Annotated in this window: 19 protein-coding genes; 7 read left to right on the top strand and 12 right to left on the bottom strand. The window is 65.2% G+C overall.

The window, feature by feature from the left end; all coding sequences use genetic code 11:
- Positions 1–652: 652 nt before the first annotated feature.
- Positions 653–5992 carry a DUF8693 domain-containing protein gene (locus Q5H93_RS02245; protein WP_305004855.1) on the bottom strand — a complete coding sequence of 1780 codons (5340 nt, stop codon included), beginning with the start codon at positions 5990–5992 and terminating at the stop codon, positions 653–655.
- A gap of 417 nt (positions 5993–6409) precedes the next feature.
- Here Q5H93_RS02245 and Q5H93_RS02240 point away from each other — a divergent pair, with 417 nt between their 5' ends.
- Complete coding sequence (locus Q5H93_RS02240) at positions 6410–6901, top strand: hypothetical protein (RefSeq protein WP_305004854.1); 492 nt, start codon at positions 6410–6412, stop codon at positions 6899–6901.
- A gap of 197 nt (positions 6902–7098) precedes the next feature.
- Here the strand turns inward: Q5H93_RS02240 and Q5H93_RS02235 are convergent, their stop codons facing one another.
- Both Q5H93_RS02235 and Q5H93_RS24110 read right to left on the bottom strand, forming a co-directional pair.
- Positions 7099–7653, bottom strand: coding sequence for a DUF4276 family protein (locus tag Q5H93_RS02235; protein ID WP_305004853.1), 555 nt, complete (start codon positions 7651–7653; stop codon positions 7099–7101).
- A gap of 3 nt (positions 7654–7656) precedes the next feature.
- Positions 7657–8784, bottom strand: coding sequence for an AAA family ATPase (locus Q5H93_RS24110; RefSeq protein WP_369810978.1), 1128 nt, complete (start codon positions 8782–8784; stop codon positions 7657–7659).
- Here Q5H93_RS24110 and Q5H93_RS02225 point away from each other — a divergent pair.
- A complete protein-coding gene (locus Q5H93_RS02225; RefSeq protein ID WP_305004851.1) occupies positions 8713–8997 on the top strand; it encodes a hypothetical protein in 285 nt (94 codons plus the stop codon). The genes Q5H93_RS24110 and Q5H93_RS02225 overlap by 72 nt on opposite strands.
- Positions 8998–9120: 123 nt before the next feature.
- Positions 9121–9951: an alpha/beta fold hydrolase gene (locus tag Q5H93_RS02220; RefSeq protein WP_305004850.1), complete on the top strand. Its 831-nt coding sequence runs from the start codon at positions 9121–9123 to the stop codon at positions 9949–9951.
- Between the two features lie 239 nt (positions 9952–10190).
- Here Q5H93_RS02220 and Q5H93_RS02215 read toward each other — a convergent pair whose 3' ends face one another.
- From Q5H93_RS02215 to Q5H93_RS02205, 3 genes are all read right to left on the bottom strand, one after another.
- Positions 10191–11330, bottom strand: coding sequence for an alpha/beta hydrolase (locus tag Q5H93_RS02215; protein ID WP_305004849.1), 1140 nt, complete (start codon positions 11328–11330; stop codon positions 10191–10193).
- Between the two features lie 221 nt (positions 11331–11551).
- Complete coding sequence (locus Q5H93_RS02210) at positions 11552–12139, bottom strand: sugar O-acetyltransferase (RefSeq protein ID WP_305004848.1); 588 nt, start codon at positions 12137–12139, stop codon at positions 11552–11554.
- 194 nt (positions 12140–12333) lie between these two features.
- Positions 12334–13857, bottom strand: a complete 1524-nt coding sequence (locus tag Q5H93_RS02205) for a sigma 54-interacting transcriptional regulator (protein ID WP_305004847.1) — start codon at positions 13855–13857, stop codon at positions 12334–12336.
- Positions 13858–14324: 467 nt separating this feature from the next.
- Here Q5H93_RS02205 and Q5H93_RS02200 point away from each other — a divergent pair, with 467 nt between their 5' ends.
- Positions 14325–15212, top strand: a complete 888-nt coding sequence (locus Q5H93_RS02200) for a c-type cytochrome (RefSeq protein WP_305004846.1) — start codon at positions 14325–14327, stop codon at positions 15210–15212.
- Positions 15213–15389: 177 nt separating this feature from the next.
- Here the strand turns inward: Q5H93_RS02200 and Q5H93_RS02195 are convergent, their stop codons facing one another.
- Complete coding sequence (locus Q5H93_RS02195) at positions 15390–16496, bottom strand: vWA domain-containing protein (RefSeq protein ID WP_305004845.1); 1107 nt, start codon at positions 16494–16496, stop codon at positions 15390–15392.
- Positions 16497–16586: 90 nt separating this feature from the next.
- Here Q5H93_RS02195 and Q5H93_RS02190 point away from each other — a divergent pair, with 90 nt between their 5' ends.
- From Q5H93_RS02190 to Q5H93_RS02180, 3 genes are all read left to right on the top strand, one after another.
- Positions 16587–16868, top strand: coding sequence for a DUF427 domain-containing protein (locus Q5H93_RS02190; protein ID WP_305004844.1), 282 nt, complete (start codon positions 16587–16589; stop codon positions 16866–16868).
- Positions 16869–16940: 72 nt separating this feature from the next.
- Complete coding sequence (locus Q5H93_RS02185; RefSeq protein ID WP_305004843.1) at positions 16941–17762, top strand: methylated-DNA--[protein]-cysteine S-methyltransferase; 822 nt, start codon at positions 16941–16943, stop codon at positions 17760–17762.
- 151 nt (positions 17763–17913) lie between these two features.
- Positions 17914–18633, top strand: coding sequence for a hypothetical protein (locus Q5H93_RS02180; protein WP_305004842.1), 720 nt, complete (start codon positions 17914–17916; stop codon positions 18631–18633).
- Positions 18634–18891: 258 nt separating this feature from the next.
- Here the strand turns inward: Q5H93_RS02180 and Q5H93_RS02175 are convergent, their stop codons facing one another.
- From Q5H93_RS02175 to Q5H93_RS02155, 5 genes are all read right to left on the bottom strand, one after another.
- On the bottom strand, positions 18892–20643 hold the full coding sequence (locus tag Q5H93_RS02175) for an FG-GAP-like repeat-containing protein (protein WP_305004841.1): 1752 nt from the start codon (positions 20641–20643) through the stop codon (positions 18892–18894).
- A gap of 56 nt (positions 20644–20699) precedes the next feature.
- Positions 20700–21032 (bottom strand): TfoX/Sxy family protein, encoded by a 333-nt coding sequence (locus Q5H93_RS02170; protein ID WP_305004840.1) that lies wholly within the window; start codon positions 21030–21032, stop codon positions 20700–20702.
- Between the two features lie 62 nt (positions 21033–21094).
- Positions 21095–23011: a tail fiber domain-containing protein gene (locus Q5H93_RS02165; protein WP_305004839.1), complete on the bottom strand. Its 1917-nt coding sequence runs from the start codon at positions 23009–23011 to the stop codon at positions 21095–21097.
- A 196-nt stretch (positions 23012–23207) separates the two neighbouring features.
- Positions 23208–24191: an acyl-ACP desaturase gene (locus tag Q5H93_RS02160; RefSeq protein WP_305004838.1), complete on the bottom strand. Its 984-nt coding sequence runs from the start codon at positions 24189–24191 to the stop codon at positions 23208–23210.
- A gap of 115 nt (positions 24192–24306) precedes the next feature.
- Positions 24307–25986 carry a hypothetical protein gene (locus Q5H93_RS02155; protein WP_305004837.1) on the bottom strand — a complete coding sequence of 560 codons (1680 nt, stop codon included), beginning with the start codon at positions 25984–25986 and terminating at the stop codon, positions 24307–24309.
- Between the last annotated feature and the right edge of the window lie 134 nt (positions 25987–26120).

Here is a 26120-nt window from a genome sequence, read left to right as displayed (position 1 = left end):
GCCACTAATAAAACGGGTCGGCCGCTGCACAGATTTCGTGCAGCGGCCGACCCGTTTTGTTGGTAGCGCTTGGCAAAAGGCCGAGCAGTAATAAAAGCCGACAGCCGGTAACTATCTCCTTGGTTGTTTGCCCTGCCCTGACTCTCTCGCGGCTTTCTCCGCCCGCGCCTGGGCAATGGCTGCCCGTACTTCGTCTTCCCAAGGCAATTCTTCTGCCTGCGTTGGGTCGTAAGGTGGTAGTTGGGGAGGGGGCTCCTAGTTCTTTCAGCAGGGCGCGGGCTTGATTTAGCTCGTGGCGGTACACGTAGGGTTCACCATCGGCCCATGCTTCTTTATAAGCAGCTAGAGCGTGCTTTACGGCTTACTTATGCTCTCCAATGGCTTGTAACAACTTGGCTAGCGTGTAGTGAGTTTTCCTTTTGCAGGGCGTCCATGAGCGCCGTGCGATGTTGCTGCAAGTCTGTGAAAGTACCGGACACCATCACGCCGAAATAGTGGCGCGGAGTAGTTTCTGACGTAGGCATAAGGTGGGAATAGACAAGTTCGATTCGCCCAAAGTACCATATGCAAACCAATAAACAAAAGCGTCCCGCGTACCAGTTGGTACGCGGGACGCTTTTGTTTTTAAAGTTTAGAACCGCCCCGGTTACAGCTAATTTACCACCACGCGCCGGGCAATGGTCTGCCCGTCGAGGCGCAGGCGCAGGGTGTACACGCCCGCCGCCAGCCCGTGCAGGTCAATCACGGTTTCGGCACCGGGCAGCGCCAACTCGCGCACTTTCTGCCCCAGGGAGTTGAGTAGTTCGCCCGTCGCTGCGGGGCCCACGGGCCGCAATACCGTCAGGCGGCCGTGGGCCGGGTTGGGATAGGCCAGCACCGGCGCGGCCAGTGCCGGGCTGCCGGTAGCCAGGGCCCCGGCGGGCGCCACGCTCAGCCAGAAGCGGCCGGGCGCGGTGTAGCTCGTCATGCCAAAGGTGCAGGTGGTACCGGTAGCGAGCAAGGTACGGGTGTTCAACAGCGCATCGTGCAGCGTGAGCGTGGTGCCGGCGGGCACATTATCCAGTGCGCTAACGGTAAGCGTGTAGCGGCCGGGGGCGGGCACGCCCACGCTGAGCGGGATGCGCACCGTCCCGGCCAAATCCGGCTGGCCGTCGATGGACAAGGCTTCGCCGGACGCGGTGAGCGTGGCCAGGTTGAGGCCGTTGGGGTTGGGCAGCTTGGCGGCATCGAACTGCGCGTCGAAACCTGATGAGGCGGCGGCTTCGGCGTAGAGCTGCAAGGCATCGGCGGGGCCGGTGGCGCCCTGCAGGCTGAGCTGCAGGCGGGGCCGCAGGTCGGGGGTGCTGCGGTGAAAGGTGGGGTTTTGGTAGCTGGTGGCGCGCTGGTAGTCGTGGAACGTGAGGCTGCCACTAGTTTGCCCGGCACTCACCCGCACGAAAAAGCCCTGGCCCATGGCCAGCATCGGGTTGCCGATGCCGGGCGCGCTGCCCACGGGCGGCAGGTAGCTGCGGTACATGCCGCCGTACTGGCTGGTACTTTCATACACGTACATGGCCGCGTCGAGGCCCGGCCGCTCGCTGGGAAATACCAGCGAGTAATTGAGCGGTGCCGGGTACGGGTTGCCCAGCAGGTGCCAGCCGGCTTCGGCGGCGGTGGCGTCGGCGTTGCGGGTCAGGGTTTGGGGGAGGTCGCCGGTGGTGAGGTTGCCCGCGAACGTGAGGGTGCTGGCGGCGGGCAGGTTCACAGTGTAGGCGCGGCCGGGGGTGAGGGCATCGGTGAGGGCGGCGGGCGAGGCCCAGCCTTTGTCGAAGGCCGCGAGGTTGTTGGTGGCGGTGGCGAGGCGAGCCTGGTCGTAGCCGTACACGGTCGGGAACGGCGCGACCAGGCCGGGCGTGGCGCTGGTATTGTAGGCGGTATTCACTACCGGGGTGGCGCCGGGCACGGCCAGGTCGGCCACGGTGCCGTTGCTTACGGGGGCCGACAGGTGGCGGTAGCCCCGGCCGGCGTTGCGGTCGGGCGCCACGTAGCGCTGCACCGTCACGCGGCCGAAAAGGTTGCCGCCATTATGCACCACCATCGCCGTGCCGTCGGCATCCGAAAGCAGAGTGAACGGGTTATTAACGGTCACGAAGAAGCTGTTGAGCTGCAGCACGCGCCGCACGGCCACCCCGCCGGGGTTGGGGTTTTGCAGCACGCCGGCCCCGCCCACGGTCAGGTTCCAGAAGGTGCTGAGGCTGCTGCCGGTGATGCTGGCGAAGCTCTGGGCGCTGTTGAAGCTAACCAAACCGCCGGTGGCAGCGAACGTGCCGTCGTTAGCCCAGCCCGTGCTTAGCTCGAGCGTGCCGCCGCTTTGCCCCAGGCTGCCACCGGGGGCCAGCGTCAGGATTTGGGCGGCGGCCAGGCCGCTGGCCAGCACGGGGTAGCGCGGCATGCCGGCCGGAATGGTGGCGTCGATGGTACTGTTGGGCACCACGGCGGGCGTCCAGTTGGCCGTGGCAAACCAGTCGGTCGACACGCTGCCGTTCCACACCACGGCCGTGATGGGCGCGCCGTAGAGGATGCTGAGCTGCGCGGCGGCAGTGCTGGAGTTGGTAGCGGCATCGGTGGCGGCGCCGGCGGGCACGTCCACCGTCACGGGACCGTTGGCGGTGGGCGCCACGTCGAAGGTATAGGTGGCGCCGCTGCCGGCAAAGTTGCTGATGGTGCCGTTGCCCAGCACTACATCGGTATCGGCAAAGCCGACGACATCCTCCGAGAAGGTGACCGTGACCGGAACGGGTGTTGTGCTGGTGGCCGGGCTGGCCGGACTGCTGATGGTGGCAGTCGGCGCGGCCTTATCTATCGTGTACACTTCGCCGAAAAAGGGCGCGTTGTTGGGCGCAGGCGACAGGCCGGTGGTGCTGGCCAGCCGCAGCTGCAGGGTGCCGTTGCCGCTGCCGGTGTTCACCGTCACGGTGTAGGTGGTGCCCGCCCCCGTGAGGCTGCCAATGCTGGCCCCGGTCACGCCGGTGGCGGTCAGCCCGAACCGGGCCAGGGTAATGCCGGTGATGGGCCGGGTGAAGGTGACACGGTAGGTCACTGCTGCCGCCCGGCTGGGCGAGGGCAGCAGGCGGGCGATGCTGACCACGGCCGAGGGCGGCAGCACGTATTCTAGACTCAGCTGCTGGGCGGTCTGGTTGCCGTCGCCGGTGTCGTTCTGAGCCACGTTGGCGGCGATGTTCACCGTCACGGTGCCGGCGGCGGTGGGCGTTATATCGAAGGTATAGTCGGTGCCGCCGTTCAGCGCCGCGAAGTTGCTGATGGTGCCGTTGCCCACCACCACATCGGTGGCCGCAAAGCCGGTCACGGGCACCGTGAAGACCACCATCACCGGGATGGGGCTGGTGCTGGTGGGGCTGCTGGCCGTGGTGTAGAGGAAGGTCTGCGGCCCGTTCTCGCCCACGTCGGTCAGCGTCACCGTCACGGTAGCCGAGCCGCTGCCCGGGCCGTCGCTGGCCGTCACCGTCAGGGCGAAGCTGAGCATGGTTTCGAAGTCGAGCGCCGCCGGGTTGGCCACCGTGATGGCGCCGGTACTGGGGTCGATGGCAAAAGTGCCGCCGGTATTGCCCGCCGTAATGCTGTAGGTAAGCGGCTGGCCTTCGGGGTCGGTAGCCGTCACGGTGCCCACGGCGGTGCCGGCGGCACTGTTTTCGGCCACGCTGAAATTATGCGCCGCGATGACGGGCAGCTCGTTCACCGGGGCCAGGGTGTAGCGGGCGAAGTAGGCCGTCACCTTGCTGGCATCGCCCACGGTGAGCAGGCTGCTGCCCACGTTCAGCTTGCCATCCGCCCCCACGGCCAGCGCAAACACGCCGCCGCCGTTGGGGCCGCCGAGGCCGGTGCCCAGGCTGCTCCAGGCGCTGCCGTTCCAGCGGGCAATGCGGTTCACGGCCACGCCGCCGGCCGTGGAGAAGTAGCCGCCCGCATACACCTCGGGGCCCCGCACCACCAGGGTTTGCACCTCGCCGCCACTCACGCCGGTGCCCAGAGCGCTCCAGGCGGTACCGTTCCAGCGGGCGATGCGGTTGGCCGCTGCCCCACCGGCCGTGGTAAAGGTGCCGCCCGCGTACAGGGTGGTGCCACTGAAAGCCATCTTGTATACGCGGTTGTTGACGCCCGCGCCCAGCGCGCTCCAGGCGCTGCCATCCCATCGGGCAATGCGGCTCACGGCCACGCCGCCGGCCAGGGTAAAATCACCACCCGCGTATACATCGGTGCCGCTCAGGGCCAGGGCATATACCGTGGTATTCATGCCGGTGCCCAGGGTGCTCCAGGTGCCGTTGTTGTAGCGGGCAATGCGGCTGGCCGGCGCCCCGCCGGCCGTGGTGAACTCGCCCCCCACGTACACGTCGCTGCCGCTCACGGCCAGGGCCCGCACGGCCAGGTTGGCGGTGCCGCCGATGCCGGCAGCGGCGCCGCTGCCCAGGGCGTTCCAGGCGCTGCCGTCCCACCGGGCCACCCGGTTGGCGGTGATGCCGCCGGCCAGCAGGAAGTTGCCGCCCACGTAGAGGTCGGGGCCGCTGAGGGTCATCGTGTACACGGCATCGCTGAGGCCGGTGCCGAGGGGCGTCCAGGTGCCGTTGTTGTACTTTACGATGCGGCTGGCGGCGATGCCCCCGGCGGCGGTGAAGTTGCCGGCCAGGTACACATCGTTGCCGCTCACCGCCAGGGCCAGCACGGCGTCGTTGAGGCCGGTGGTAAGGGTGCTCCAGGTGCTGCCGCTGTACTTGGCGATGAAGAGGGCCGCCACCGGGCCGGCCGTGGTGAAGTTGCCGCCCGCGTACACGTCGGCCCCGCTCAGGGCCAGGGCCCCGACGATGTAGCTGGTGCCCGCGCCCAGGGCGCTCCAGCCGCTGCCGTTCCAGCGGGCCACGTTTTTGGCCGCCCCGCCGCCGGCCACGCTGAAGTCGCCGCCCACGTACAGCGTGCTGCCGCTCAGGGCCAGGCAGCGCGGGGCTTCTTCGGTACCGGTGCCCACGCCGGCGCCCAGGGCGCTCCAGGCCGTGCCGTTCCAGCGGGCCACGCGGTTGGCACTCACGGCCCCGGCGGTGCTGAAGTAGCCGGCGGCGTACACGTCGGAGCCGCTGGCGGCCAGGGCCGTCACCACGCTGTTCAGGCCCGCGCCCAGGGGGCTCCAGGCGCTGCCGCTCCACCGGGCAATGTAGTTGGCGGCCGCCCCGCCGGCCTGGGTGAAGCTGCCGGCGACGTACACGTCGGTACCGCTCAGGGCCAGGGCGCGCACAGCGTCGTTGGTGCCGGCGCCCAGGGCACTCCAGGCGGTGCCGCTCCACCGGGCAATGTAGCGGGCGGGCGCCCCGCCGGCGGTGGTGAAATTGCCGCCCGCGTACACCTCGGAGCCGCTCACGGCCAGGGCCTGCACGTGGCTGTTGGTGCCGGTGCCTAGCGGGCTCCAGGTGGTGCCGTTCCAGCGGGCCACGTAGTTGGCGGGTGCCCCGCCAGCCGTGGTGAATTCGCCGCCCGCGTACACTGTGCTGCCGCTCACGGCCAGGGCCCGCACGATGCCGCCCACGCCGCTGCCCAAGGCGCTCCAGGTGCTGCCGTTCCACCGGGCCACGTAGTTGGCCGCCGTGGTGCCCACTACCCTGAACAGCCCGCCGATGTACACGTCGGTGCCGCTGCTGGCTACGGCGTACACCGGCCAGTCGCTGCCCGGCAGGACAAAGCCGTCCTGCCAGTCGGCATCGCCGGCACCCTGCGCGCGCGTCGGGCGGAATACGGGGCGGCCATCGGGCGCCATTTTCATGCGGAAGCCGGTGGGGTCGAAGGAGCCGGTCAGCCCGTCGCGCAGGGTGCCGTCGGGGTTGAGGGCCTCGGCCAGGGGCTGGGTGGCACGGGCGGGCAACGGCCCGGCCCAGGCCGGACGGCCCGCCAGCGGGCCCACGAACAGGAACAGGACCGCCAGGGCCCAGGGCAAAAAGAAGCGGTTTTTCATAGCAAAAAAGGGGAAGCTCGGCAGGCAGACAGCCCGCCCCAGCAGAAGGTAGCACGGTGGCGGACGCAGAGGAGCGAAATAATTCGCAAGTCTCTGGAGCTAAAGCTACGCTGCTACCCGCGTATATGAATGTTGGCCGGCACCGGGCACAAGCGCCTTTTAATGCGCGCAGGCGCTGGTTTGCAAGGAGCTGCTTTGATTTAAGGAGTGCATTTGCCGCGCATATTAATTTTAAAATACTGCGGCCAGCGGGTGGAAAATGGCCCCTCCCGCCCCCAGCCGGCTAAGTGGCTAACCCGGAGGCATTAAAAAATAACGCCCGCCGGTAGCATCTTCGGTTTTCTCTGCTATCTTGCTGACCGTTTGGCTACTCGGCCAGCGGTTTGTTTTCTCTCACCATTTTTTATCCTTACCCCGATGGCTCCTGCCGTAAAACCCATCCCCGCCGCCGTCAAAGAAGACGTGCTAAAGCTGTTGCAAGAGGCCAAGGCCATGCTGCAGCCCTACCAGCTCACCCTCACCGACGAGGAGGAGCGCCGCCTGGCCCCCACCAGCATGGGCCGCGACAGCATTGCCTTTGTGCAGCAGGCCGGGCAGCTCATGACCAACTACCCCGACGTGCTCACCCGCGCCATCACCGACGCGATGATTGCCGAGCACCCCGTGCTGCTGCAAACCTTCGAGGATGCCGACGACCTCATGCTCGAAGCCAACGCCATCCGCGACCTGCTGAAAACCGTGCGCAAAGTGGCCGGCAACACGGCCATGGGCCGCGCCCGCACTGCCTACCGCAACGGGCAGGACGACAAAGGCCGCACCCCCGGCCTGGCCGACCTCGTGCGCACGATGAGCGAGCGGTTTGACCAGGACGCCGACGCCGACGACAGCCCCGACAAACCGAAACAGTAGCCGCCCGCACCCCAAACGTCGGCCCGTGAACCGGATTGGTTCGCGGGCCGACGTTTTTCGTTGGGCCACCTGTGAAAAGTATCAGCCCATCCACGAAAAATATTCGAGCACGAACTAACTGGGTTCGGCCATCCACGAAAAATATTCGAGCGCCTACGAAAAGTATTATCCGGCGCACCAACTGGGTACTGTGGCTTTTACAAGGCAGCCAGCAGCCGGGCCACGTCGGGGAAGGTGGCTTGCAGGGTGGGCAGGTGCGAATCAGCCAGCAGGCGGGCCCCGTGCTTGGTTTTGTGGTAGCTGCCTTTCTTCTCGTGGCCTTTGGTGCATTTCTCCAATTCCCGGTCGGGGTGCAGCACTTGTTCGGGCGCCGTGCGGGGCAGCGCGTGCGTCAGCTTCGGCTTGTAGAAATCCGCCAGCAGCTTCGGCTGCGCCAGAAACCAGGCCTCCATTTTCTGCACCATGAAGAAGATGTGGTCGGCGTGCGAAGTCAGTTTTTTAGCGGCCAGCCAAGCGGTGCGGCTGGCGCTGGGGCCATCCAAATCGACCAGCAGCAGGATGCGCTCGAAGGCCGAATGGGACTTGTCGGTTTCCTGCTCAAACTTACGGATGGCGTTGGCGGTGTCGTCGCACATCACAATCAGCGGCTGCTGGCGCAGCCCGGCCTGCCGCAGCAGCTGGCCGAAGCCAATGCGCAGGTCGCCGTTGTCGGTGTGGCGACTGCCCTCCATGAAGATGACGCACCTGGCCATGAGCTAGTAGCGGTTGCCGCCCAGGGCGCCGTCGCGCCACATCTGGCCGGGGGCGAAGGTGTCGTACCAGCCCGCAAAGTCGGCTTCGGTGAACTGCCGTACCTGGGTCTGGTTGTGCTCGTCTTTCTCGAACACCCGCACGGCCCGCAGCGGAAACTGATTGAGCAGCCCCGGCGCGTGCGTAGTCACCAGCAGCTGGCAGCTTTCGCCGGCCTTTTCCAGCTGCTTGCCCAGCTCCAGCAGCATGTCGGGGTGCAGGTTGCGCTCGGGCTCGTCGAAAATGACCACCCGCCCCCGCCCCGGCTGGTGCAGCGCCACCAGCAAACACAGATACGACAGCGTGCCGTCCGACACCTGCGCCGCGTGAATGGGCGTTTCGAGCCCCTTCTCCTGCAAGTAAAATTCCACGCTGCCCTGCCCGTACACGTTCATCCGAAACCGCTGGAAATGCTCGTTCACATCGTGCAAACCCGCCTCAATGGCATCGTAGGCGGCGGTGGATTTCAGGCCGGTGGTATTCAGCACCTGGAACATGTTGTCGCCGTTGGGCAGTAGTTTATCTACGCCGGTAGCCCGCACGGTGGTGCGCATCGGGGCGTCCTCGGTGGTGTTGAAGAGGCGGTAGATGTCGAATAATTCTAGGAGATAAAAGAGCCTTGTAAAATTCCCGAACATATCCATCGGGGTGAAAGCCGGAAGTGATAATTCACCTTTTTGTCCAAGGTCATACCGTTTTTCCGAACCCGTTACTTCTTTTGCTTTACTAGAGTAGAACGAATGCGAACCATATGAGTCAAGATAGACCTTTTCGTCTGGGCGTTTTATCGATTCATCTAATCTGAACTCCCCGGCAGTTCCACCTGATAAATAAAAGCCGTAGATTATATCACCCTCATAACCGTCATCCCAACGGCCAATTGCAGCACCAGCGACAGTAAATTCTAATACTATTTCACGGTGTGACTGTGGACGAATCAAATTCTTTTGGCGAATTGAATCAATTCCCCCCCACTGCGCCACCTGCTCCCGCAGCCTTCCCTCCATCCCCGCCTTCAACAATTGAAACGCCCGCAGGAAATTGCTTTTCCCGCTGCCATTAATTCCCACGAGCACGTTCAAATCCGGCTCCAGCTCGATGGTGCAATCGCCGAAGCTGAAGAAATTGACGAGGCGAACCGATTTAATCATGGGCGCGAAGATAGGCGAAAGCCGCTGGCGCATTGCTGGCACGCGTCGGAGACGCGCGCCAGCAGCGAATCTGTCGGACGTTGGGCAGAATTTGTCCGACGCTGGGCAGCCCGCGCCCCTGCCCTCGGTGCCGCCTACGCCGCCAGCCAGGCCTAAGCCCGGGGTGGGGTTGCTACGTTCTGTGGGGCCCGGGGCAGGGCCCGGAAAATGAATTGCCCGGTATCACGTCGTTTCCGCCCTGGCTGCGTACAGCAACTCCTATCCTCATCCCGCCATCTAATGAACATGCACCACATTCGGCTCGGCACCGGCAAGCCCCTCCTCCTGATACACGGCATCGGCGGCAGCTGGCGGTCCTGGAACCCCGTGCTCGACGGCCTCTCCCGCAAGCGCGAGGTCATTGCCCTGGACCTGCCCGGCCACGGCCAAACGCCCAAGCTGCCCGGCGAAAACTCCTTCTACACCCTGGCCGATGCCCTGGAAAGCTGGCTGCGCGACCACAACCTGGTCGGCGTCGACTGCGTGGGCTCCTCGATGGGCGCGCGGCTGGTGCTGGAGTTGGCCCGGCGCGGCGTACTGGGGGCCGTCGTGTCGCTCGACCCGGGCGGATTTTGGGAAGGCTGGCAGGTACCCTTTTTCTACTATTCGGTGGCCGGTTCGGTGCGGCTGGTGCGCCTGCTGCAGCCGCTGATGCCCGCCATCACGGGCAGCGCCGTGGGCCGCACACTGCTGCTGGCGCAGTTTTCGGCCCGCCCCTGGCGCGTGCCGGCCGACGTGGCCCTCACCGAGATGCGCAGCTTTGCCCGCACCACCAACTTCGACGAAGTCCTGAAGCACCTGGCCTACGGCCAGCGGCAGGCCGGGGCCCCGCGGGGCAGCATCAAGCCCCCGCTGGTTATCGGCTGGGGCCGGCAAGACCGGGTGCTGCCCCCCAGCCAGGCCCCCCGGGCGCTGGCGGCTTTCCCAGATGCTTCGCTGTACTGGTTTGATAAATGCGGGCACTTCCCCCACTGGGACCAGCCCCAGGAAACGGTGGACCTCATTCTGGCGGTCACCAGCCAATCAACAGCCCCCGCAACGGCCCCCGAGGCCGCCGCACCGGCCAGCTAAGACAGGCTTTAAACGTACCAGAAAGGCCCCGCGCAACAGGTGTTGCGCGGGGCCTTTTTGATAGAGAGGCGCTCTGCTTAGCGTGGCCAGGAAGCAGGTGTGCCCGGGCGTTTCGTTGGGGTGCAGCTCGCTGGCACGCCGTCGAGGGTGGCGCGGTAGTCGGTGGTGCTGGCGTCGGGCGAGGGGGCGGTTTTTGAGCTTCCCGGCCACGATGCCTGCGCCCGCTGGGTGCGAGGCTACTATTGAAACGCCGCCTTCAGCCGGTCGGCCGCGTAGGTTTGGGCTTCGGCGGCCTTAGGCACCACGTCGTAGGTGCCGAAGAACTCGTGCGTCGTGCCCTGGTAGAGCTGGTAATTCACCGTCACGCCGGCGGCGGTGAGCTTGTCGCGCAGCTGCGCGCCCTCAGTCTGGAGGAGGTCAATCTGGGCGCCGATGATGGTGGTAGCGGGCAGGCCCTGCAGGTTGGCCACGTCGGTGAGGGAGATGAGGCGGTTGTCGCCGTCGGCCGGCGAGTTGAAGTAGAGGCCGGTGAAGTATTCCACGTTGGCCTTGTTCAGGGGCACGGCATTGGCGTATTGCTGGTAGCTGGCGGTGGTCAGGTCGTTGTTCGATACCGGGTACACGGCCAGGATGTGCCGGGGCTGGGCCACGTTGCGCTCCTTGGCCAGCAGGCACACGCCCACGGCCATGTTGCCGCCGGCGCTTTCGCCGGCCACGGCAATCTTATTCGAGTCGATGCCGAGGGTAGCGGCCTGCTTGCGCATCCACTTGTAGGCGGCAAAGGCATCTTCGTGGGCGGCCGGAAACTTGGCTTCGGGTGCCAGGCGGTAGTCGAGGCTCACCACCACGGCGCCGGTATTCTGAGCCAGGGCTTTGCAGGAGGGCTCATACACGTCGAGCGAGCCAATTACCCAGCCGCCGCCGTGGTAATACACGATGGCCGGCAGCGTGCCCGTGGCCCCCGCCGGCTTGTAGATGCGCACCAGCAGGCCATCGGGGGCCGACTGCGGCGTGTAGCTGCCGGGAATCACCTGCTGCGTGATGGTCAGGTTGAAGTCCTCGGCCGACTGGTCGTTGTTGGCCAGCAGGGTTTCCACGGCGTCGGTCACGCTCGGGGCCATGCGGGCCTGCCGGGGCGTGAGGGTAGGCAGCGGCGGCGTGCCGAACTTGATAAACTGGTCGACGACGGCCCACATCTGGTCGTCGATATCGGGCGCGAAGGCAGGCTTGGCCGTGCTGGTAGTGATAAGCGCATCGTTGGGGCTGACGTTCTCGTCGTCGTCGTTGTCGCAGCTGGCGAGGCTCAGCAGCAGGGCGGCGGGTAGCAGCAGCCGGCCACCCAGGGTCAGGCTGCGGCGGAAAAAGGAAACAGGAAACATGGAAAAGAAGAAATGGATGTAGAAGCCGGGTGTACGCGCCGCCTTTCCGTCCGTTACGTAATCGGTTCTGTTTCCGGCGAAGATGCAATTGCCTGGTTGAGCTTCTCACGCCAGCGCTTGCCCCGGCGCAACTGCGCGCCCGGCAGCACCTTCCGCGCCGGCCGGCAGCCCTTGCCCCCCGGCCCGCCCGGAGCCGGGAAACTTCCAATTCCGTTTTTCGGCTACACGGTAAAGCCCCGCTCCCTGTCCGCCGCCGTAATCTCGCGCAGTACCCGGCAGGGGTTGCCCACCGCCACCACGTTGGCCGGCACGTCGCGCGTCACCACGCTGCCCGCACCGATAATGGAGTTGTCGCCGATGCGCACGCCGGGCGTCACGACCACGTTGCCGCCCAGCCACACGTTGTTGCCGATGGTGATGGGCCGGGCAAACTCCCATTCCTGGGCCCGCGGCACCGGGTGTAGCGCGTGCCCCGCCGTGAACAAACTCACGTTGGGCGCCAGCAGCACATTGTCGCCGATGGTCACCGGCGCGCAGTCGAGGATGGTGCAGTTGTAGTTGGCGTAGAAGTTCTCGCCCACCCGAATGTTGTAGCCGTAGTCGCAGCGAAAGGGCGTTTCGATGTGGAAGCGGCTACCCGTAGCGCCCAGCAGTTGCCGCAGCAGGGTTTCTTTCTGGTCGGTGGCGCGGGGGTGCAGGGCGTTGAGCTCGAATACCAGCTCTTTGGCGGCCAGCCGCTCGGCTACGAGTTGTGGGTCGTTGGCCTGGTACATGTCGCCGGCCAGCATTTGTTGTTTGGCGGTTTTCATAAGCAAGACTAGCCGCAAAGCGGCGGCACGTTGGTAGTTCGAACGATGTGTAATGAACAGAGCCGCAAAGAGGCGGCACTGTTCGCAGGGATAAGTGCCGCCGCTTTGCGGCTCTGATTACGTAACTGACAACTACAACTACCAACGTGACGCCGCTTTGCGGCTAGTCCGCACTGGTTTCGTAGTGCGCGTGATTACCGCCGGCGGCGCGGCTTCTCGTCCTCGTCTTCGTCCTCGTCCTCCCCTTCCCCAAACGAGGGCATGGTGAACATCGAGGCCAGCAAATCCTTGAACTGCGCGCCGCCGCTGAGGCGGTTGCGCGAAATCAGGCTGTACTCGGCCAGGCCGTGGAGCAGGAATTCCATCAGGAAGTAGGTGTGCTCGGGCGTCTCGTTGGGGTGCAGCTCGGTGGTGATGTTGCGCAGGCCGGGCACGCCGTCGAGGGTGGCGCGGTAGTCGGTGGTGCTGGCGTCGTGCAGCAGGTCGATGGTGTGGCCGTTGCTGAACCAGCCCTGCACGGTTTTGTAGGGCGAGGGGCGGTTTTTGAGCTTCTTGGACTTCTCGGGGTCGGGGAAATAATTCAGAAACAGCGTGCGGATGGCCTTGCCCATCAGCTTCTCGGCCACGATGCCGGCGCCCTCCTGCTCGCCCTCGTACACCAGCTCCACCTTGCCCGTCACGGCCGGCACGGCGGTGATGAAGTCGCCGATGCGCACGTAAGTATTGCTTTCGCCGTTGACCAGCGCCCGGCGCTCGGCCCCGGCAATCACCTGCTCGTAGGCCGAGATGGTGAGGCGGGCCGACACGCCCGACTTGGCATCGACAAACTCGGAGCCGCGGGCCTCCACGGCCACCTGCTCCACGAGGTCGTGGATGACTTCGTTGCTCGTCACCAGCCCGCGCTGCTCGTCCTTGATGCGGGCCTCCTGCTTGGTGATGCGCTTGCCGATTTCGATGGACTTGGGGTAGTGCGTGATAATCTGCGCGTCAATCCGGTCCTTGAGCGGCGTCACGATGGAGCCCCGGTTGGTGTAGTCCTCCGGGTTGGCGGTGAAGACGAACTGAATATCGAGTGGCAGCCGCACCTTGAAACCGCGAATCTGGATGTCGCCCTCCTGCAGGATGTTGAACAGCGACACCTGAATGCGCGCCTGCAAGTCGGGCAGCTCGTTAATCACGAAAATGCCCCGGTGCGCCCGCGGAATCAGCCCGAAGTGGATGACCCGCTCGTCGCTATAAGGCAACTTAAGCGTGGCCGCTTTGATGGGGTCGGCGTCGCCGATGAGGTCGGCCACGCTCACGTCGGGCGTCGCCAGCTTCTCGGTGTAGCGGTCGGCGCGGGCCAGCCAGGTGATGGGGGTGTCGTCGCCCTTTTCTTCGATGAGGTTTTTGGCGAAGATGGACAGCGGCTGCAGCGGGTCGTCGTTGAGCTCGGAGCCGGCCACCACGGGCACGTACTCATCGAGCAAATTGATGAGCAGGCGCGCAATGCGCGTCTTGGCCTGCCCGCGCAAGCCCAGCAAATTGATGTGGTGCCCGGCCAGGATGGCGCGCTGCAATTCCGGAATCACGGTTTCCTCGTAGCCGAAGATGCCGGGGAATACTTCTTCCTTGTTTTTGAGCTTCTTGATGAGGTTTTCCCGCAGCTCTTGCTTGACGGTGCGGGACACGTAACCGGCCGCCTTGAGCTGGCCGAGGGTATTGATAGTAGGCTGCATGAATCGGAGTGGGCGGGAAATCGGTTTCCCAGCTACCTTAACCGCGAACGGGGGGCTGAGGTTCAGGGCGGCGGGGTCGTAGGGTGTGGTAGTACGAATTCCGCGCAGCGGTTCGTGCTACCACTGCGTCGTTTGGTGCAGATTGGCGTGGTCTTAACACCGTCAGAGTGGTAGTACGAACCGCTGCGCGGAATTCGTACTACCACACCCAACGCCCCCCCCCCGCTGGCAACGGACCGGGCCGCAACGGCGTCACGACGGAGCCCGGCTATCCGGTGAAGCCAGAATGCAGCCAGCTGTTATTTGATAATTGCATACTTATTCGCTTTCTTGCTTTCCGAAAAGCCAGCCGGCTTTTTATCACCTTCTTTTTCTGTCAAAAACCATGAAGAAAATCCTCCGCATTCTCGGCCTCGTGCTGGGCCTGGTGCTGCTGGGCCGGGGCCGGCTTCGCCACTTTCATTGCCGTGCGCGGCGTGCCGAGCTACGCCCCACCGGCCGCCTCCGCCAGCCTGGCCGTGCAGGCCACCCCCGAGCGCCTGGCCCTGGGCGAAAAGCTGGTGATGAGCTCCTGCGCCGACTGCCACCGCAATCCGCAGACCAACACCCTCTCCGGCCAGCTCATCCCCGACCTGACGCCCGATTTCGGCCGCATCTACTCGGCCAACATCACCCAGGACAAAACCCACGGCATCGGCGGCTGGACCGACGGGCAGCTGGCCGCCCTGCTGCGCACCGGCCTCGGGCCCGACGGCCGCTACCGGCTGGTCATGCCCAGCTTCGTGCACATGTCGGACGAGGATATGGAAAGCATCATTGCCTTCCTGCGCTCGGATAATCCGCTGCTGCGCGCTACGCCCGTAGCCAGCCATGCGCAGGAACCATCCTTCCTGCTGAAAGCTCTCACCAACACCGTGATGAAGCCCACGCCGATGCCCACGCAGCCGGTGCTGGCCCCCGCCCCCACCGATGCCGTAGCCTACGGCCGCTACTTGGTGGTGGGCCGCTACAAGTGCTACGAGTGCCACTCCAAAGACTTCGCCAGCAACAACGCCCTGGAGCCCGAAAAATCAACCGGCTACCTCGGCGGCGGCAACCCCATGCTGAACCGCGAGCAGAAAGCCGTGGTAACCCGCAACCTGACAATGGACGAAAACACCGGCCTCGGCGACTGGACGCCCGCGCAGTTTGCCCAAGCCATCCGCTTCGGTATGTCGCCCCACGGCCCGCTGGCCTACCCCATGCCCAAGTACTCCACGCTAACCGATGAGGAGGTTAACGGCCTCTGGGCCTACCTGCAAACGGTGCCGAAAATCAAAAACGCCACCCCGGAGGATGGCGCTGTGACGCAGTAGTTTTCGATTATTTTGATTAGGTAGAGCTACCGAAACTCATTGAGTGGCTCCACCCCACTCCGTTGGGATGCCCCAAAACAGAAGCGCGCACATAATGAGCATGTAAGCGACTACTACAACTAGCAGCACTGAGATAATAATTGCGCCAGTACGGCCAAAGAGCTTGCGCATCAGTTCTTACAGCGACTTGCGGCGGTTCTTCTTATAGTCCTCAAACACCAGCTGCCCCAGCCCTTTCAGACCCGAGTAGTAGGCCTTGCCCTGATTTACCTCCGTGAATTCCTCCACGAACTTCTGCAGGTACGGGTCGGAGGTAATCATGAAGGTGGTGATGGGGATTTTGACGCGGCGGGCGGCGGCGGCCAGGTTCAGGGTGCGGTTCACCACTTTGCGGTCGAGGCCGAAGGAGTTTTTGTAGTAGCCGCCGGCTTCCTTGAGGCAGGTAGGCTTGCCGTCGGTAATCATGAAAATCTGCTTGTTGGGCGTTTTGCGCTTGCGCAGCAGGTCCATGGCCAGCTCCAGGCCGGCCACGGTGTTGGTGTGGTAGGGGCCCACCTGCAGGTAGGGCAAGTCCTTGACTTCGATTTGCCAGGCGTCGTTGCCGAACACGATGACGTCGAGCGAGTCCTTGGGGTACTTCTGCTTCACGAGCTCGGCCAGGGCCATGGCGACCTTTTTGGCCGGCGTGATGCGGTCCTCGCCGTAGAGAATCATCGAGTGCGAGATGTCAATCATCAGCACGGTGCTGGTCTGGCTCTTGTGCTCGTTTTCGCGCACTTCGAGGTCGCCCTCGGTCAGCATGAAGTCGTCGCCCTCCATGCCGTGGTTAAGCTGGGCGTTGCGGATGGACTCGGACATCTGAATCTGCTCCAGCGAGTCGCCGAAGCGGAACTCGCGCAGGTCGGTGCTTTGCTCGTCGCCCTGGCCGGTGTGGGGGGTGCGGTGGTTGCCGGTGCTGCTTTTCTTGAGCTTGCCGAAGATTTCCTCCAGCGCCGACTTGCGGATTTTCTGCTCCGTCTTGGGGGTGATTTTCAGCTCGCCGCGCTGCTGCTCGTTTTCATCGATGTAGCCTTTTTTCTTGAGGTCGTCGATGAAATTGCCCATGCCGTACTCGTCGTTGGTGAGGCCGTACTGCTTGTCGAGCTCATTGAGCCACGACAGCGCTTCGCCCACATCGCCGGAGGTGATGGTGACGAGCTGCATGAAAATATTAAAAAGCGACTCGAAGCCCTGGTCGGGATGCTCGTCGGGTACGTAATCGCGGAAGCGGAAGCCTACTGCCATAGTATTGGGGATAGGCTCTGAAAACAACCCGGGCGGCAGCAATGTTCATTCGGTTCATTCTTCCCTGCTTACCCTGCTATTCCCACCCCCATGAAAGCCATCTGGAACAACACCGTCGTGGCCGAGAGCGACGACACCATCGTGGTCGAAAACAACCACTACTTTCCCGCCGACTCGCTTAAGAAAGAGCTGTTCGAAGACAGCATTGCCCACACCACCTGCCCCTGGAAGGGCCGCGCCAGCTACTACTCGCTGCGCGTGAATGGCGAGCTGAACAAGGATGCCGCCTGGTACTACCCCGAAACCAAGGAGGCCGCCAAGCACATCGAGGGCCGGGTGGCGTTCTGGAAGGGCGTGCGGGTGGAAGCGTAACTCCGCAAGTTTCGGGTGGCGGCGGGTGAGGCAGACCGGTAGTTTTGCGGTCGTATTCTTCCCCGCCCTGCCATGACCGACTATCAGCGCATCGCCGCCGCCATCACTTACGCCCAGGCGCACTTCCAAGCCCAGCCCGACTTGGAAACGCTGGCCCGGCAGGCGCACTGGAGCCCTTTTCACTTCCAGCGCAAGTTTCAGGAGTGGGCGGGCGTGAGCCCCAAGAAATTCCTGCAGTTTCTGAGCCTGGAGCACGCCAAGCAGCTGCTGCGCCAAGCACATACCGTGGAGGCTGCGACGCACGCCGCCGGCCTCTCCGGCTCCGGCCGGCTGCACGATTTATTCGTGCAGCTGGAAGCCATGACGCCCGGCGACTACCGCCAGGGCGGGGCCGCGCTGCGCCTCCACTTCAGCTTTGCCGATAGCCCCTTCGGCCCCTACCTGGTGGCCGCTACCCCCACCGGCATCTGCCACCTGCACTTCTTCGACGACGACCCTGCCGAAGCCCTCGCCGCCCTGCGCCGGGAGTGGCCCCACGCGACGCTTACGGAGCACGCCGACGCCCACCACGCCCAGGTGGCCCGCTTCTTCGCCCGCGACTTCGGCCCCGCCGAACGGCTGCACCTGCACCTGCGCGGCACGCCGTTTCAGCTTAAGGTGTGGGAGTCGCTGCTGCGCATTCCGGAGGGGCAGCGGCGCAGCTACGGGCAGCTGGCGACGGCAGCCGGGCACCCGGCGGCCAGCCGGGCCGTGGGCACGGCCATCGGGGCCAACCCGGTGGGCTACCTCATCCCCTGCCACCGCGTGATTCGGCAGGGCGGCGCGCTGGGGCAGTACCGCTGGGGGGCCGGGCGCAAGGCGGCGCTGCTGGGCTGGGAGGCGGCGCGGGGGTAACCTCCCCCCCCGGCCCCCGAAGAATTGCTGGAGGCGCAATTCTTCGGGGGCGGGGGGGGTGAGGTTGAGCGACTGGGCGACAACTATTCCAGAATTTTTTCCTTACTTGCCACCCTAACTCCCACCATATCAAAACCCCACCTACCCCACCATGACCAACAAAACTTACTTCGTCAATTTCTTCGTGCCGCTGTGCGCCTCGCTCAGCGACGACGCGTTTCTGGCCTTTGCCGAAGCCGCGCTGGCCAACCTGCAGAACGACCCCGAGGCCGATGCCGAAGACGTGAAGGCGCTGGCCGAAACCGTGGCCAGGCTGCGGGCCGCCCACACCCAGCGCGGGCAGGGGGGCAAAGTGGCTGCCGCCGCCACGCTGCAGCAGGCCGTGCGCAGCTTCCTGCAGTGGGCGCAGCTTACCAATGTGCAGAAGGTATTCCCGGCTTTCCCCGACCGCCAGCAGGCCGAGCGGATTGACATTTTCCCCGGCGGCATGGCGGCCTTATACCAGGCCAACCAGAAAAATATTCTGGGCCGGGCCAAGTATTACCTCGACAAAATCAGCCAGACCTACGGCGGCAAAACCGGCATCACGCCCGAGGTGGCCGCCGCGCAGTATAAAACGCTGGAAAATGCCCTCACCGGCCGCACCACCCACTCCTCGGAAGTGCGCAGCGGCGCCGCCGCCGTCGATGCCGAGGAAGAAGTGGTGTGCGGGGCACTCTACCGTGCCTACGCGGGCCTGCTGCACCGCCACTACGCCACGCCCGAGCTGGCCTATGCCTACTTTGCCTTCCCGCAAAGCACCGGCACCCCCGCCGATGGCAACCTCCCTAACCTGCCCAAAACCCACCCGGCCGACGGAGTTGGACAGTAGCGGGTAGAACTATTGTTTTTATCGGTCCGGTCGCGTCCGGACTGCTTTCAAAAGCTGTTGGAGGCACCCCGGCCGAAGCCGGAAGGCTTTCAACAGCTTTTTTTAGCTCTCAGGTCCCGGCCGGACTGCTTTCAACAGCTTTCGGAGGCACCCCGGCCCCTACCGGATGGCTTTCGACAGCTGTTGGAGGCAGCCCAGCCCCGGCCGGAGGAGTTTCGACCGCTGTTGGAGGCTCCCCCCGGACGACAGCCGAACACCTTACAGCAGCACCAGCCGCTGGCTGAAGCGCTGCGCCCCGGCCTGCAGCTGCACCACGTACACCCCGGCGGGCAGCCCGGCCGTGGGCAGCGCACCCGTGGCCTGCCCGGCCTGCACCGGCAGCGTGGCGCGGGCTACCTGCTGGCCCAGGCTGTTGAGCACGGTGGCTTGCACGGCGCGCACATCACCGGGCACAGTCAGCGACACCTGCACCGGCTGGGTGGCGCTGGCGGGGTTGGGCCAGAGCGCGCCGGCAGGCAGGGGCTGTGGGGCGGCCGTGGCCAGCACGGCACCGTTGAGGCGTACGCCCACATAGTCAGCCGTGTAATCAACCAGTAACAGGTCGAGGTCGCCGTCACTGTCTAGGTCGCCCAGGGCCATATTTACGGTTTGGATACCGGCGAACAGTGTGCCTCCGTTATTGAAGGTGTACCGGCGGCTAAAGTCGCCTGTTCCATCGTTGAAGCGCACGTGGGTACGCATCGGGTTACCGGTGTCGGGGGTCAGAATGTCGAGGTCGCCATCGCCATCTACGTCGCCCAGGGCCAAGCACCACGCCGAAGTTCCATCTGGCAGATTAGTGGTTCCGCCGAAGCTGCCGGTGCCATCGTTTAGCCGGATGCTTAGCAGCGCGGTAGTGCCGCCACCAAAATTAACGGTTAGCAAATCCAGGTCGCCGTCACCATCCAGGTCGCCTAGGGTTAAGCCTTTGTCGCCAGCCACGGTGAAGGCCGCACCTACCGTGAAGTTCCCATGCCCGTCGTTCAGCTGCACCGTGCCAGTGCTATTGGTCACGCCCACGAGGTCGAGGTCGCCATCGTTATCAACATCACCCAGCGCCATGCCGCTGGCCGCTGCCCCGAGGGCGAAATTGCCCCGCCCATCATTTAGAAATACCCGGCCCGCCACCACATCTAGGTCACCGTCGCCGTCCACATCGCCCACGGCAATGCTGCGCACGTAGCCGGTGCCGATAATGACCGGGGCCGCAAAGCTGGCGCTACCGGTATTGCGCACCAGCGCAATCACCCCGTTCGGGTTTGAAGAGCCGCCCAGAGTAGTACCCGTGAGGATATCCAAGTCGCCGTCGCCGTCCACATCGGCCAGTGTCAGTGCTTCAGCCCCATCACCAGTAGTTACATCAGGCGCTAACGTAAACATGCCATTGCCATTGTTCAGGCCCACCTTCACCTTGTTGTTAAGGGAAAAACTATATCCGCCATAAGCCATTGCAAAGTCGAGGTCGCCATCACCATCCAAGTCACCAACTTTGATTTCGGGCCAGTAGCCCCCTCCATTGCCCATCGCCACGTCGCTACCCGGCGCAAACCCGCCCGTGCCCCCCGTAGCCGCCGCCGTAAACTGATACACGTAGGGCGCGCCGCCCCGGCCCTGCATGTTCTGCACCGTGCCCGGCACCGTCACCTGCACCGTCTCGCCGGGCCGGAAGGCCGCCGCCTGCCCCGCCGGGGCCGTGGGCACGAGCGTGACCGCGCTGCCGCTGGTGCTGGCCGCCACCGTGCGCCGCCCCCGGTATTGGGCCGAAAACACCCGGATGCTGTCGGCCGTGGCCGGGTTGATGGCCTGCGAGAAGGGAATCACAACGTTCGTGGCGCGGGGCGCGGCCACGGCATTGCGGGCCGGCATCAGGCCAGTGGCCGTCACGGTGGGGCCCTGGGCCTGGGCGGCAGTACCCGCCGCCAGCAAAACAGTCAGCCCGCAGGCCGTCAGGGTCGAGTTGAGTTGTAGCATAATTGCGGGTTAAGTCGTCAAATATACTCGCCACGCTTGCCGGAGTGCCGCCCGGTTTATTTCCTCTTCGGCTTCTTGGGTTTGGGCGCGGGCAGCTCGGCCACGGTGAGGCGCACCAGCTGCTGCAGCCAGCGGTGGTCGTCGAGTTCCTCTTCGATGAGGAAATAGGGCTTGGCCCCCGGAAAGGGCGCTCCTTCGGTGAGGGCGTCCTGCAGGTAGGCGCGGCCGGCGGCGGTGGGTTTCACATACAGCCGGTTGTCGCAGACCAAAGCAAAAATCTTGTCGTCCCAGTACAGGCCGTATTCGCCGAACATCTTTTTGGCATGCACCGGCCCGGCGGGGGTCAGCTGGTCGAGGATGAAATCGATGAAGAGTTGGTCGGAAGCCATACGGGGAGAAGCATTAGGGGGCGACGCAGGATAGGGCAACGCGGCCCGCCGCGCTTGCGAAGTTACTTCCGGGCCTGCCCGCTGCCGGCCGCCTCCAGCTGCCGCAGCCGGGCCTCGAAGGCCTCGGTGGTGGCCGTGGCGCGGGCTTCGGCCGTAGCGGCGCGGGCCTTCAGCGCCTCTATCTGCTGCTGCTGCTCCTTGAGGGCCTCGATGAGGACGGGCGTGAGCTGGGCGTAGTTCACGGCTTTGTAGCCCTCGGCATCGGTGCTCACCAGCTCGGGGTAGATTTTCTCCACCTCCTGGGCCAGCAGGCCCACCTGCCCGGCGCCGGCCGTGCCGCCGTGGCGCACGCCCAGCGCGTTCCACTCGTAGCGCACCCCGCGCAGGGCCAGCACCGCCGAGAGGGCGCTGGTCAGGGGCCGGATGTTTTGCTTGAAGCGCCGGTCGGAGGTGTACACCGTGCCGTTCACGCGGAGGGTGCCGGCCACGTCCAGCTTATAGGCGGCGTTGGGGACCATGCCGATGCCCACGTTGCCGACGGTAGTGGCGGTCAGCACGCTGGTGCCGGCGGTGCCGTTCCAGGTGTCGAGGAAGAAGGCATCGGTGGTGCCGCGCTGGTCGGTGCCGAGGCGCCAGCGGTTTTTGTCGGTGTTGTAGCGGGTTTCGGCCGGCGCATTATAGCCATTGAAGCCCAGGAAGGAGTAGCCGCTGTTGCCGCCGGTCAGGGTTTGCAGCACGATGTTGCCGCTGGTGGCGGTGCCGTCGGCCACGCCATTGGTCACGCGCAGGCCCACCTCGGTATCGGCTTCGGGCTGCACGGTGAGGCGGGCGGCCGGGGCGGTGGTGCCGATGCCCACGTTGCCGTTGCCCTGCACCCGCAGCAGCGGGGTGCCTGCCGCGTTCTGGGTGGTGCCCTGGCTCACGTCGAGGGCGGCGGCGGTGCCCGTGGCAGCTATCTTCACGGCCAGGCCGGTCGCGTTGCCCACGGTACTGGCGTTGTAAAACATGCCGACGTAGCCCGCCTGACTGGCGGCCCAGGCCAGGGAGCCGGCGTTGCCGCCGGTGCCTTCGCTGCCGATGATATTGGTCGAGGTATTGGCCAGCTGCGAGAAGGGCGCGGTGGTATTGATGCCCAGCCGGCCCGCGTTGGTAATGGCCAGGCCCGTGCTGCCGCCGTTGCCCACCAGGTAATACGGGCCCAGGTTGAAGTTGCCGCCGGCCGCCGTGGGCGCGGGAGTCTGCCAGGTGCCGTAGCCCACACCATCCGACGTCAGCACCTTGCCCGCCCCCTGGGTGCCATCCACGATGCGGATGGCCGAGCCGGTGTTGTTGTAGCCCGGGTTCTGGCAGATGCCCACAAAGCGTATCTGCCGGGTGCTGCCCGCCGAGAAAAAGCCCGCCCAGCCGCTGCCGCGGTAGGCCGTGGCCCAGATGCCGAAGTCGTTGGCCGTGGTGCTGCCGTCGGGCAGACTGCCGTAGCCCGAGAGCATCGCCCGCGTGTAGCGGGCCCCGAAGTTGCTGCGCGTAATGAGGGCGGTGCTCTGCGTGCCCACGCTGGCGTTCAGCTCCACCTGGGCGGTGGAGTCGCCCAGGGAGCTGCCCAGGGTACCCAGCAGGCGCTGCTCATTCAGGTTGAGGGTTTGGGTGGCGGAGTGGTTGCCCAGGTTGTCGGCCCCCAGGCGCACCCAGGTGGTGCCGTCGTAGGCATACAGGCCGGGGGTGCCGTCGGTGAGGTAGATGAGCAGGCCCGGCACGGGCGGAGCCGTGGTGCTGGCCGTGAGGACATCGCGCTGGGCCGTGGTGAGGCGCGGCAGCAGCAGTCCCTTGCTGGTGCTGCGCACTTCCAGCGCCGCCGAGGCCGCAGGGGTGGGCGTGCCGATGCCCACGCTCCCGGTCTGGGCCTGGGCGAGGTGCGGGGCGCTGACGAGCAGCAACAAGGCTGCCAGCGGGGCAAGGAGGGAACGGTCTAAGTTTGCCATAGGGAAAGGGAGATGAGCGGACTAACCAGGCCGCAGGCAGTTCAGTTCAGCAAAGGTCGGGGACCGCGCCGGGTGCTGTTGTCGCATTTTCATGCGACAACAGCACCCGGCGCGGTCCCCAGAGGTAGGCACTAAACGCGACTTTCGAACCGGCCTTTTAACCAAGGCCGCAGCGGGCGCTTCGCATTATCGGGGCCTACGAAATCCACTTGAACTTATATTCCAGCTTGGGCACCGGCATGCGGTCGGCCACGCGGCGCAGGCGGTTGGGCAGGGCCATGATGTACTCGCGGGCCTTCTCGGCCGGCCCGGTGAGGCCGCCGATGTGCTCAATTTTCCAGTCCTTGATGAGTGTGTCGAGGATGTCGGTGTAGTCGGCGCTGGTGTACACGCCCAGGCGCTGGGCCGCGTCGGTGAAGTGGCCGAAGGTTTTGCCCATCTCGATGCCCAGCTCGCGCATGTAGTGGGCCGGCATCACGATTTTCTTGCGCATCATGTCCTCAAAGGCCAGCATCATTTCCGAGGCATCCACTTCGAATATTTTCTCCACGAAGCCCTTGTACACGCGGGCGTGGCGGGTTTCGTCGCCCGCAATCATGCCGCAGATTTTGGAGAGCTGGTCGTCGCCAGCCTTGCGGGCCAGCTGGCCCACGCGGCGGTGCGAGATGTTGGTAGCCGTTTCCTGGTAGCTCGTGTACACAAAGGCGCGGTAGGGGTCGTGGGCCGTGCCCAGGTCGAAGCCGTCGTTGATGAGATATTGGGTCGAGACTTCGAACTCGCGCATGTTCACGCGGCCGCTCAGGTAGAGGTAGCGGTTGAGCAGGTCGCCGTGGCGGTTTTCCTCGGCCGTCCAGCCCCGAATCCACTGGGCCCAGCCGTTGTTGGGGTCGCGGTTGAGGTCGTCGAGCTGGTGAAACCAGGCCTCGTAGTTGGGCAGGGCTTCTTCGGTGATGGTGTCGCCGATGAGCACGGCCACGAGGTCGTAGCTCAGGTTCTGGGCTTTTTCGCGCAGCAGCTTCACTTCGTCAAAGAAGCTGTCGAGGCGCGAATCGGGGAGGTAGTCGGCGGGCTGCCAGGAGTCTTCGACGCTTTTGAGGAAGGTACCCATGTTAGCAGTCAGGTAGCCTTCGAGGTGCTGCAGCACTTCGCTGCGCGAGGTCATGGTGGAGGTGGGTAGCATAAGCAGGGGGCGGCGCGCTGCAAGGGGTGGATATAGGCGCTCCTGGCCGCAAAGGTCCGCCATAAACTGCATCCGCGTGGTATAAGATTAAGGCATGGTGAAGCGCTACTCCGCTTTAATGCTCCGGCTGCGGGTTCACGCTATACCAAACCGGGCCGCCATCGAAGGAGCGGCCCATTTCGGATACCACCTGCCAGGGCCGGAAGGCCGGCGCCCCGCCCAGCTGCCGGGCCAGCACCGGCGCCACCTCCGCCGAGAGCAGCCAGCGCGGCGTGGCGCCAAAGGGCCCCTGGGCCAGCCGGCGCAGGCCCGGCAGCTGGGCGGGCAACTCGCTCAGCTGCCGCAGCAGCCGGCGCGGCCCCGCCTCGTGCGCCGGCCAGCCGGTGAGCAGTAGCACCGGGCGCGGCCCCAGGCTGTAGCGCCGGAAGGGCGAGAGGCTTTTGAACAGGTCGTCGGCCCCGCCCAGCACCAGCGGCGGCAGGGGCAGCGGGTGGTCGAAGTAGTTGGCGGTAAAGCTGGCATCGTACCAGCGGTGATACCGCGCCGCCTCCAGCCGGCTGGCATGGTGTTCTTGCTCGGCTCGCAGCACCTGGGTGCGGTGTCCGATTTTAGCCAGATATAACCCCACCACCAGCACTCCTCCCCCACTCAGCCCTATACGCCAGCCGCGCGGCCAGGTGGTGAATACTCTACCCTCCAGCAGCGCCGCCAGCGAGGCCAGCAGCCAGCCATCGAGCAGCGGCAGGGCCAGGCGGGGCGGCAGCTTGAGCACCCCGGCCAGCAGCAGCAGCGCCGCGCCGAAATACAGCTGCGTGAGCCAGTACCAGCGGCCTTGCTTCGGAGGCAAGCGCAGGGAAAACCCAGCCGCCACGGCCAGCGCCAGCAGCAGCGGGAAGTAGTCGCGGGCCAGTAATGTCAGCCGCAATTGCAGCTTGGCAGGCAGGGTGTGCGTGAGGAAATGCCGGGCGTCGAAGCGGTAGAGACGGTCAAGGGCGGCAGGGTTCACCAGCGTATCAGCGCCGAACAGCCAGTGGTCCACAGCCGCCACGGTCAAGGAGTCGGCGGCGGTGCGGGGCTGCGGACGGGTCAGCTGGTAGTCGAGGGCCAGCGCCAAGCGAGAATCCAACGCCCGAAATTCGGCCGCCTCGGGCGTGGCCGTGAGGCTAAGCGCCGCCTGCACCACCAGCCACACCCCCAGCGCCGCGCCGAGAGGCTGGGCGGCCCGCCAGCCCGCTCCGGCCCGCGCCGCCAGCCACGCGGCGGCGGGCAGCGTCGCCAGCAGCCCCAGCCCCGCCGCACTGGGCCGGATGAGGCAGCCCAGCAGCACGGCCGCCAGCCCCGGCAGCCAGCGCCCCCGCCCGCCCGGCGCCGCCAGCACCAGTAGGCCGCTCAGACTCAGCAAAGCCGCCACCCGCACGTGACTGAACCACTGCCAGTGCTCCAGCCAGCCCAACAGGAAAAACACCCCCAGCGCTCCCAGCAGCCACCCCGGCCGCAAGTGGGGCCGCAGCAGCTGGTGCAGCACCCGGAAATACAGCAGCGTGGCCCCCAGCAGCAGCAGCCCGGTCAGCAAGCCATACCACGGCACTAGCGGGGCCAGGGTGTAGGCGGCTGCCAGCCCGTGCCCGAGGCCGTGGAAATACTGCGCCAGCACGGCTTGCGGCGCGGCCGCCGTGGCCCCGCTGAAAAGCAGGGCAAAATGCTCGTCGTCGCTGGTTTCGAAGTAGCTGCCCAGGCCGAGGACTACGGCGGCCACCAATAAGAGAAGCAGGAAAAAGGGGCGGTAGCGGGTCACGACTGCAAAGTAAGGTAGTGGGTAGTTGGTGTTGGGTTTTAGGTATTCGGATAACGGTTACCCAACACCCAACACCCAACACCCAACACCCAACACCCAACACCCAACACCCAACACCCAACACCCAACACCCA

The sequence above is a fragment of the Hymenobacter aranciens genome (assembly GCF_030580865.1).
GTDB classification, from domain to species: domain Bacteria; phylum Bacteroidota; class Bacteroidia; order Cytophagales; family Hymenobacteraceae; genus Hymenobacter; species Hymenobacter aranciens.
Note: the sequence above shows the minus strand (reverse complement) of the source record. Positions and strands in the feature narration are given on the sequence as shown.

Bases quoted from the DNA above. Each gene is read 5' to 3' on its own strand.
- Q5H93_RS02245 (WP_305004855.1), bottom strand. From the start codon at position 5,992: ATGAAAAACCGCTTCTTTTTGCCCTGGGCCCTGGCGGTCCTGTTCCTG.
- Q5H93_RS02240 (WP_305004854.1), top strand. From the start codon at position 6,410: ATGGCTCCTGCCGTAAAACCCATCCCCGCCGCCGTCAAAGAAGACGTG.
- Q5H93_RS02235 (WP_305004853.1), bottom strand. From the start codon at position 7,653: ATGGCCAGGTGCGTCATCTTCATGGAGGGCAGTCGCCACACCGACAAC.
- Q5H93_RS02220 (WP_305004850.1), top strand. From the start codon at position 9,121: ATGAACATGCACCACATTCGGCTCGGCACCGGCAAGCCCCTCCTCCTG.
- Q5H93_RS02215 (WP_305004849.1), bottom strand. From the start codon at position 11,330: ATGTTTCCTGTTTCCTTTTTCCGCCGCAGCCTGACCCTGGGTGGCCGG.
- Q5H93_RS02210 (WP_305004848.1), bottom strand. From the start codon at position 12,139: ATGAAAACCGCCAAACAACAAATGCTGGCCGGCGACATGTACCAGGCC.
- Q5H93_RS02205 (WP_305004847.1), bottom strand. From the start codon at position 13,857: ATGCAGCCTACTATCAATACCCTCGGCCAGCTCAAGGCGGCCGGTTAC.
- Q5H93_RS02195 (WP_305004845.1), bottom strand. From the start codon at position 16,496: ATGGCAGTAGGCTTCCGCTTCCGCGATTACGTACCCGACGAGCATCCC.
- Q5H93_RS02190 (WP_305004844.1), top strand. From the start codon at position 16,587: ATGAAAGCCATCTGGAACAACACCGTCGTGGCCGAGAGCGACGACACC.
- Q5H93_RS02185 (WP_305004843.1), top strand. From the start codon at position 16,941: ATGACCGACTATCAGCGCATCGCCGCCGCCATCACTTACGCCCAGGCG.
- Q5H93_RS02180 (WP_305004842.1), top strand. From the start codon at position 17,914: ATGACCAACAAAACTTACTTCGTCAATTTCTTCGTGCCGCTGTGCGCC.
- Q5H93_RS02175 (WP_305004841.1), bottom strand. From the start codon at position 20,643: ATGCTACAACTCAACTCGACCCTGACGGCCTGCGGGCTGACTGTTTTG.
- Q5H93_RS02170 (WP_305004840.1), bottom strand. From the start codon at position 21,032: ATGGCTTCCGACCAACTCTTCATCGATTTCATCCTCGACCAGCTGACC.
- Q5H93_RS02165 (WP_305004839.1), bottom strand. From the start codon at position 23,011: ATGGCAAACTTAGACCGTTCCCTCCTTGCCCCGCTGGCAGCCTTGTTG.
- Q5H93_RS02160 (WP_305004838.1), bottom strand. From the start codon at position 24,191: ATGCTACCCACCTCCACCATGACCTCGCGCAGCGAAGTGCTGCAGCAC.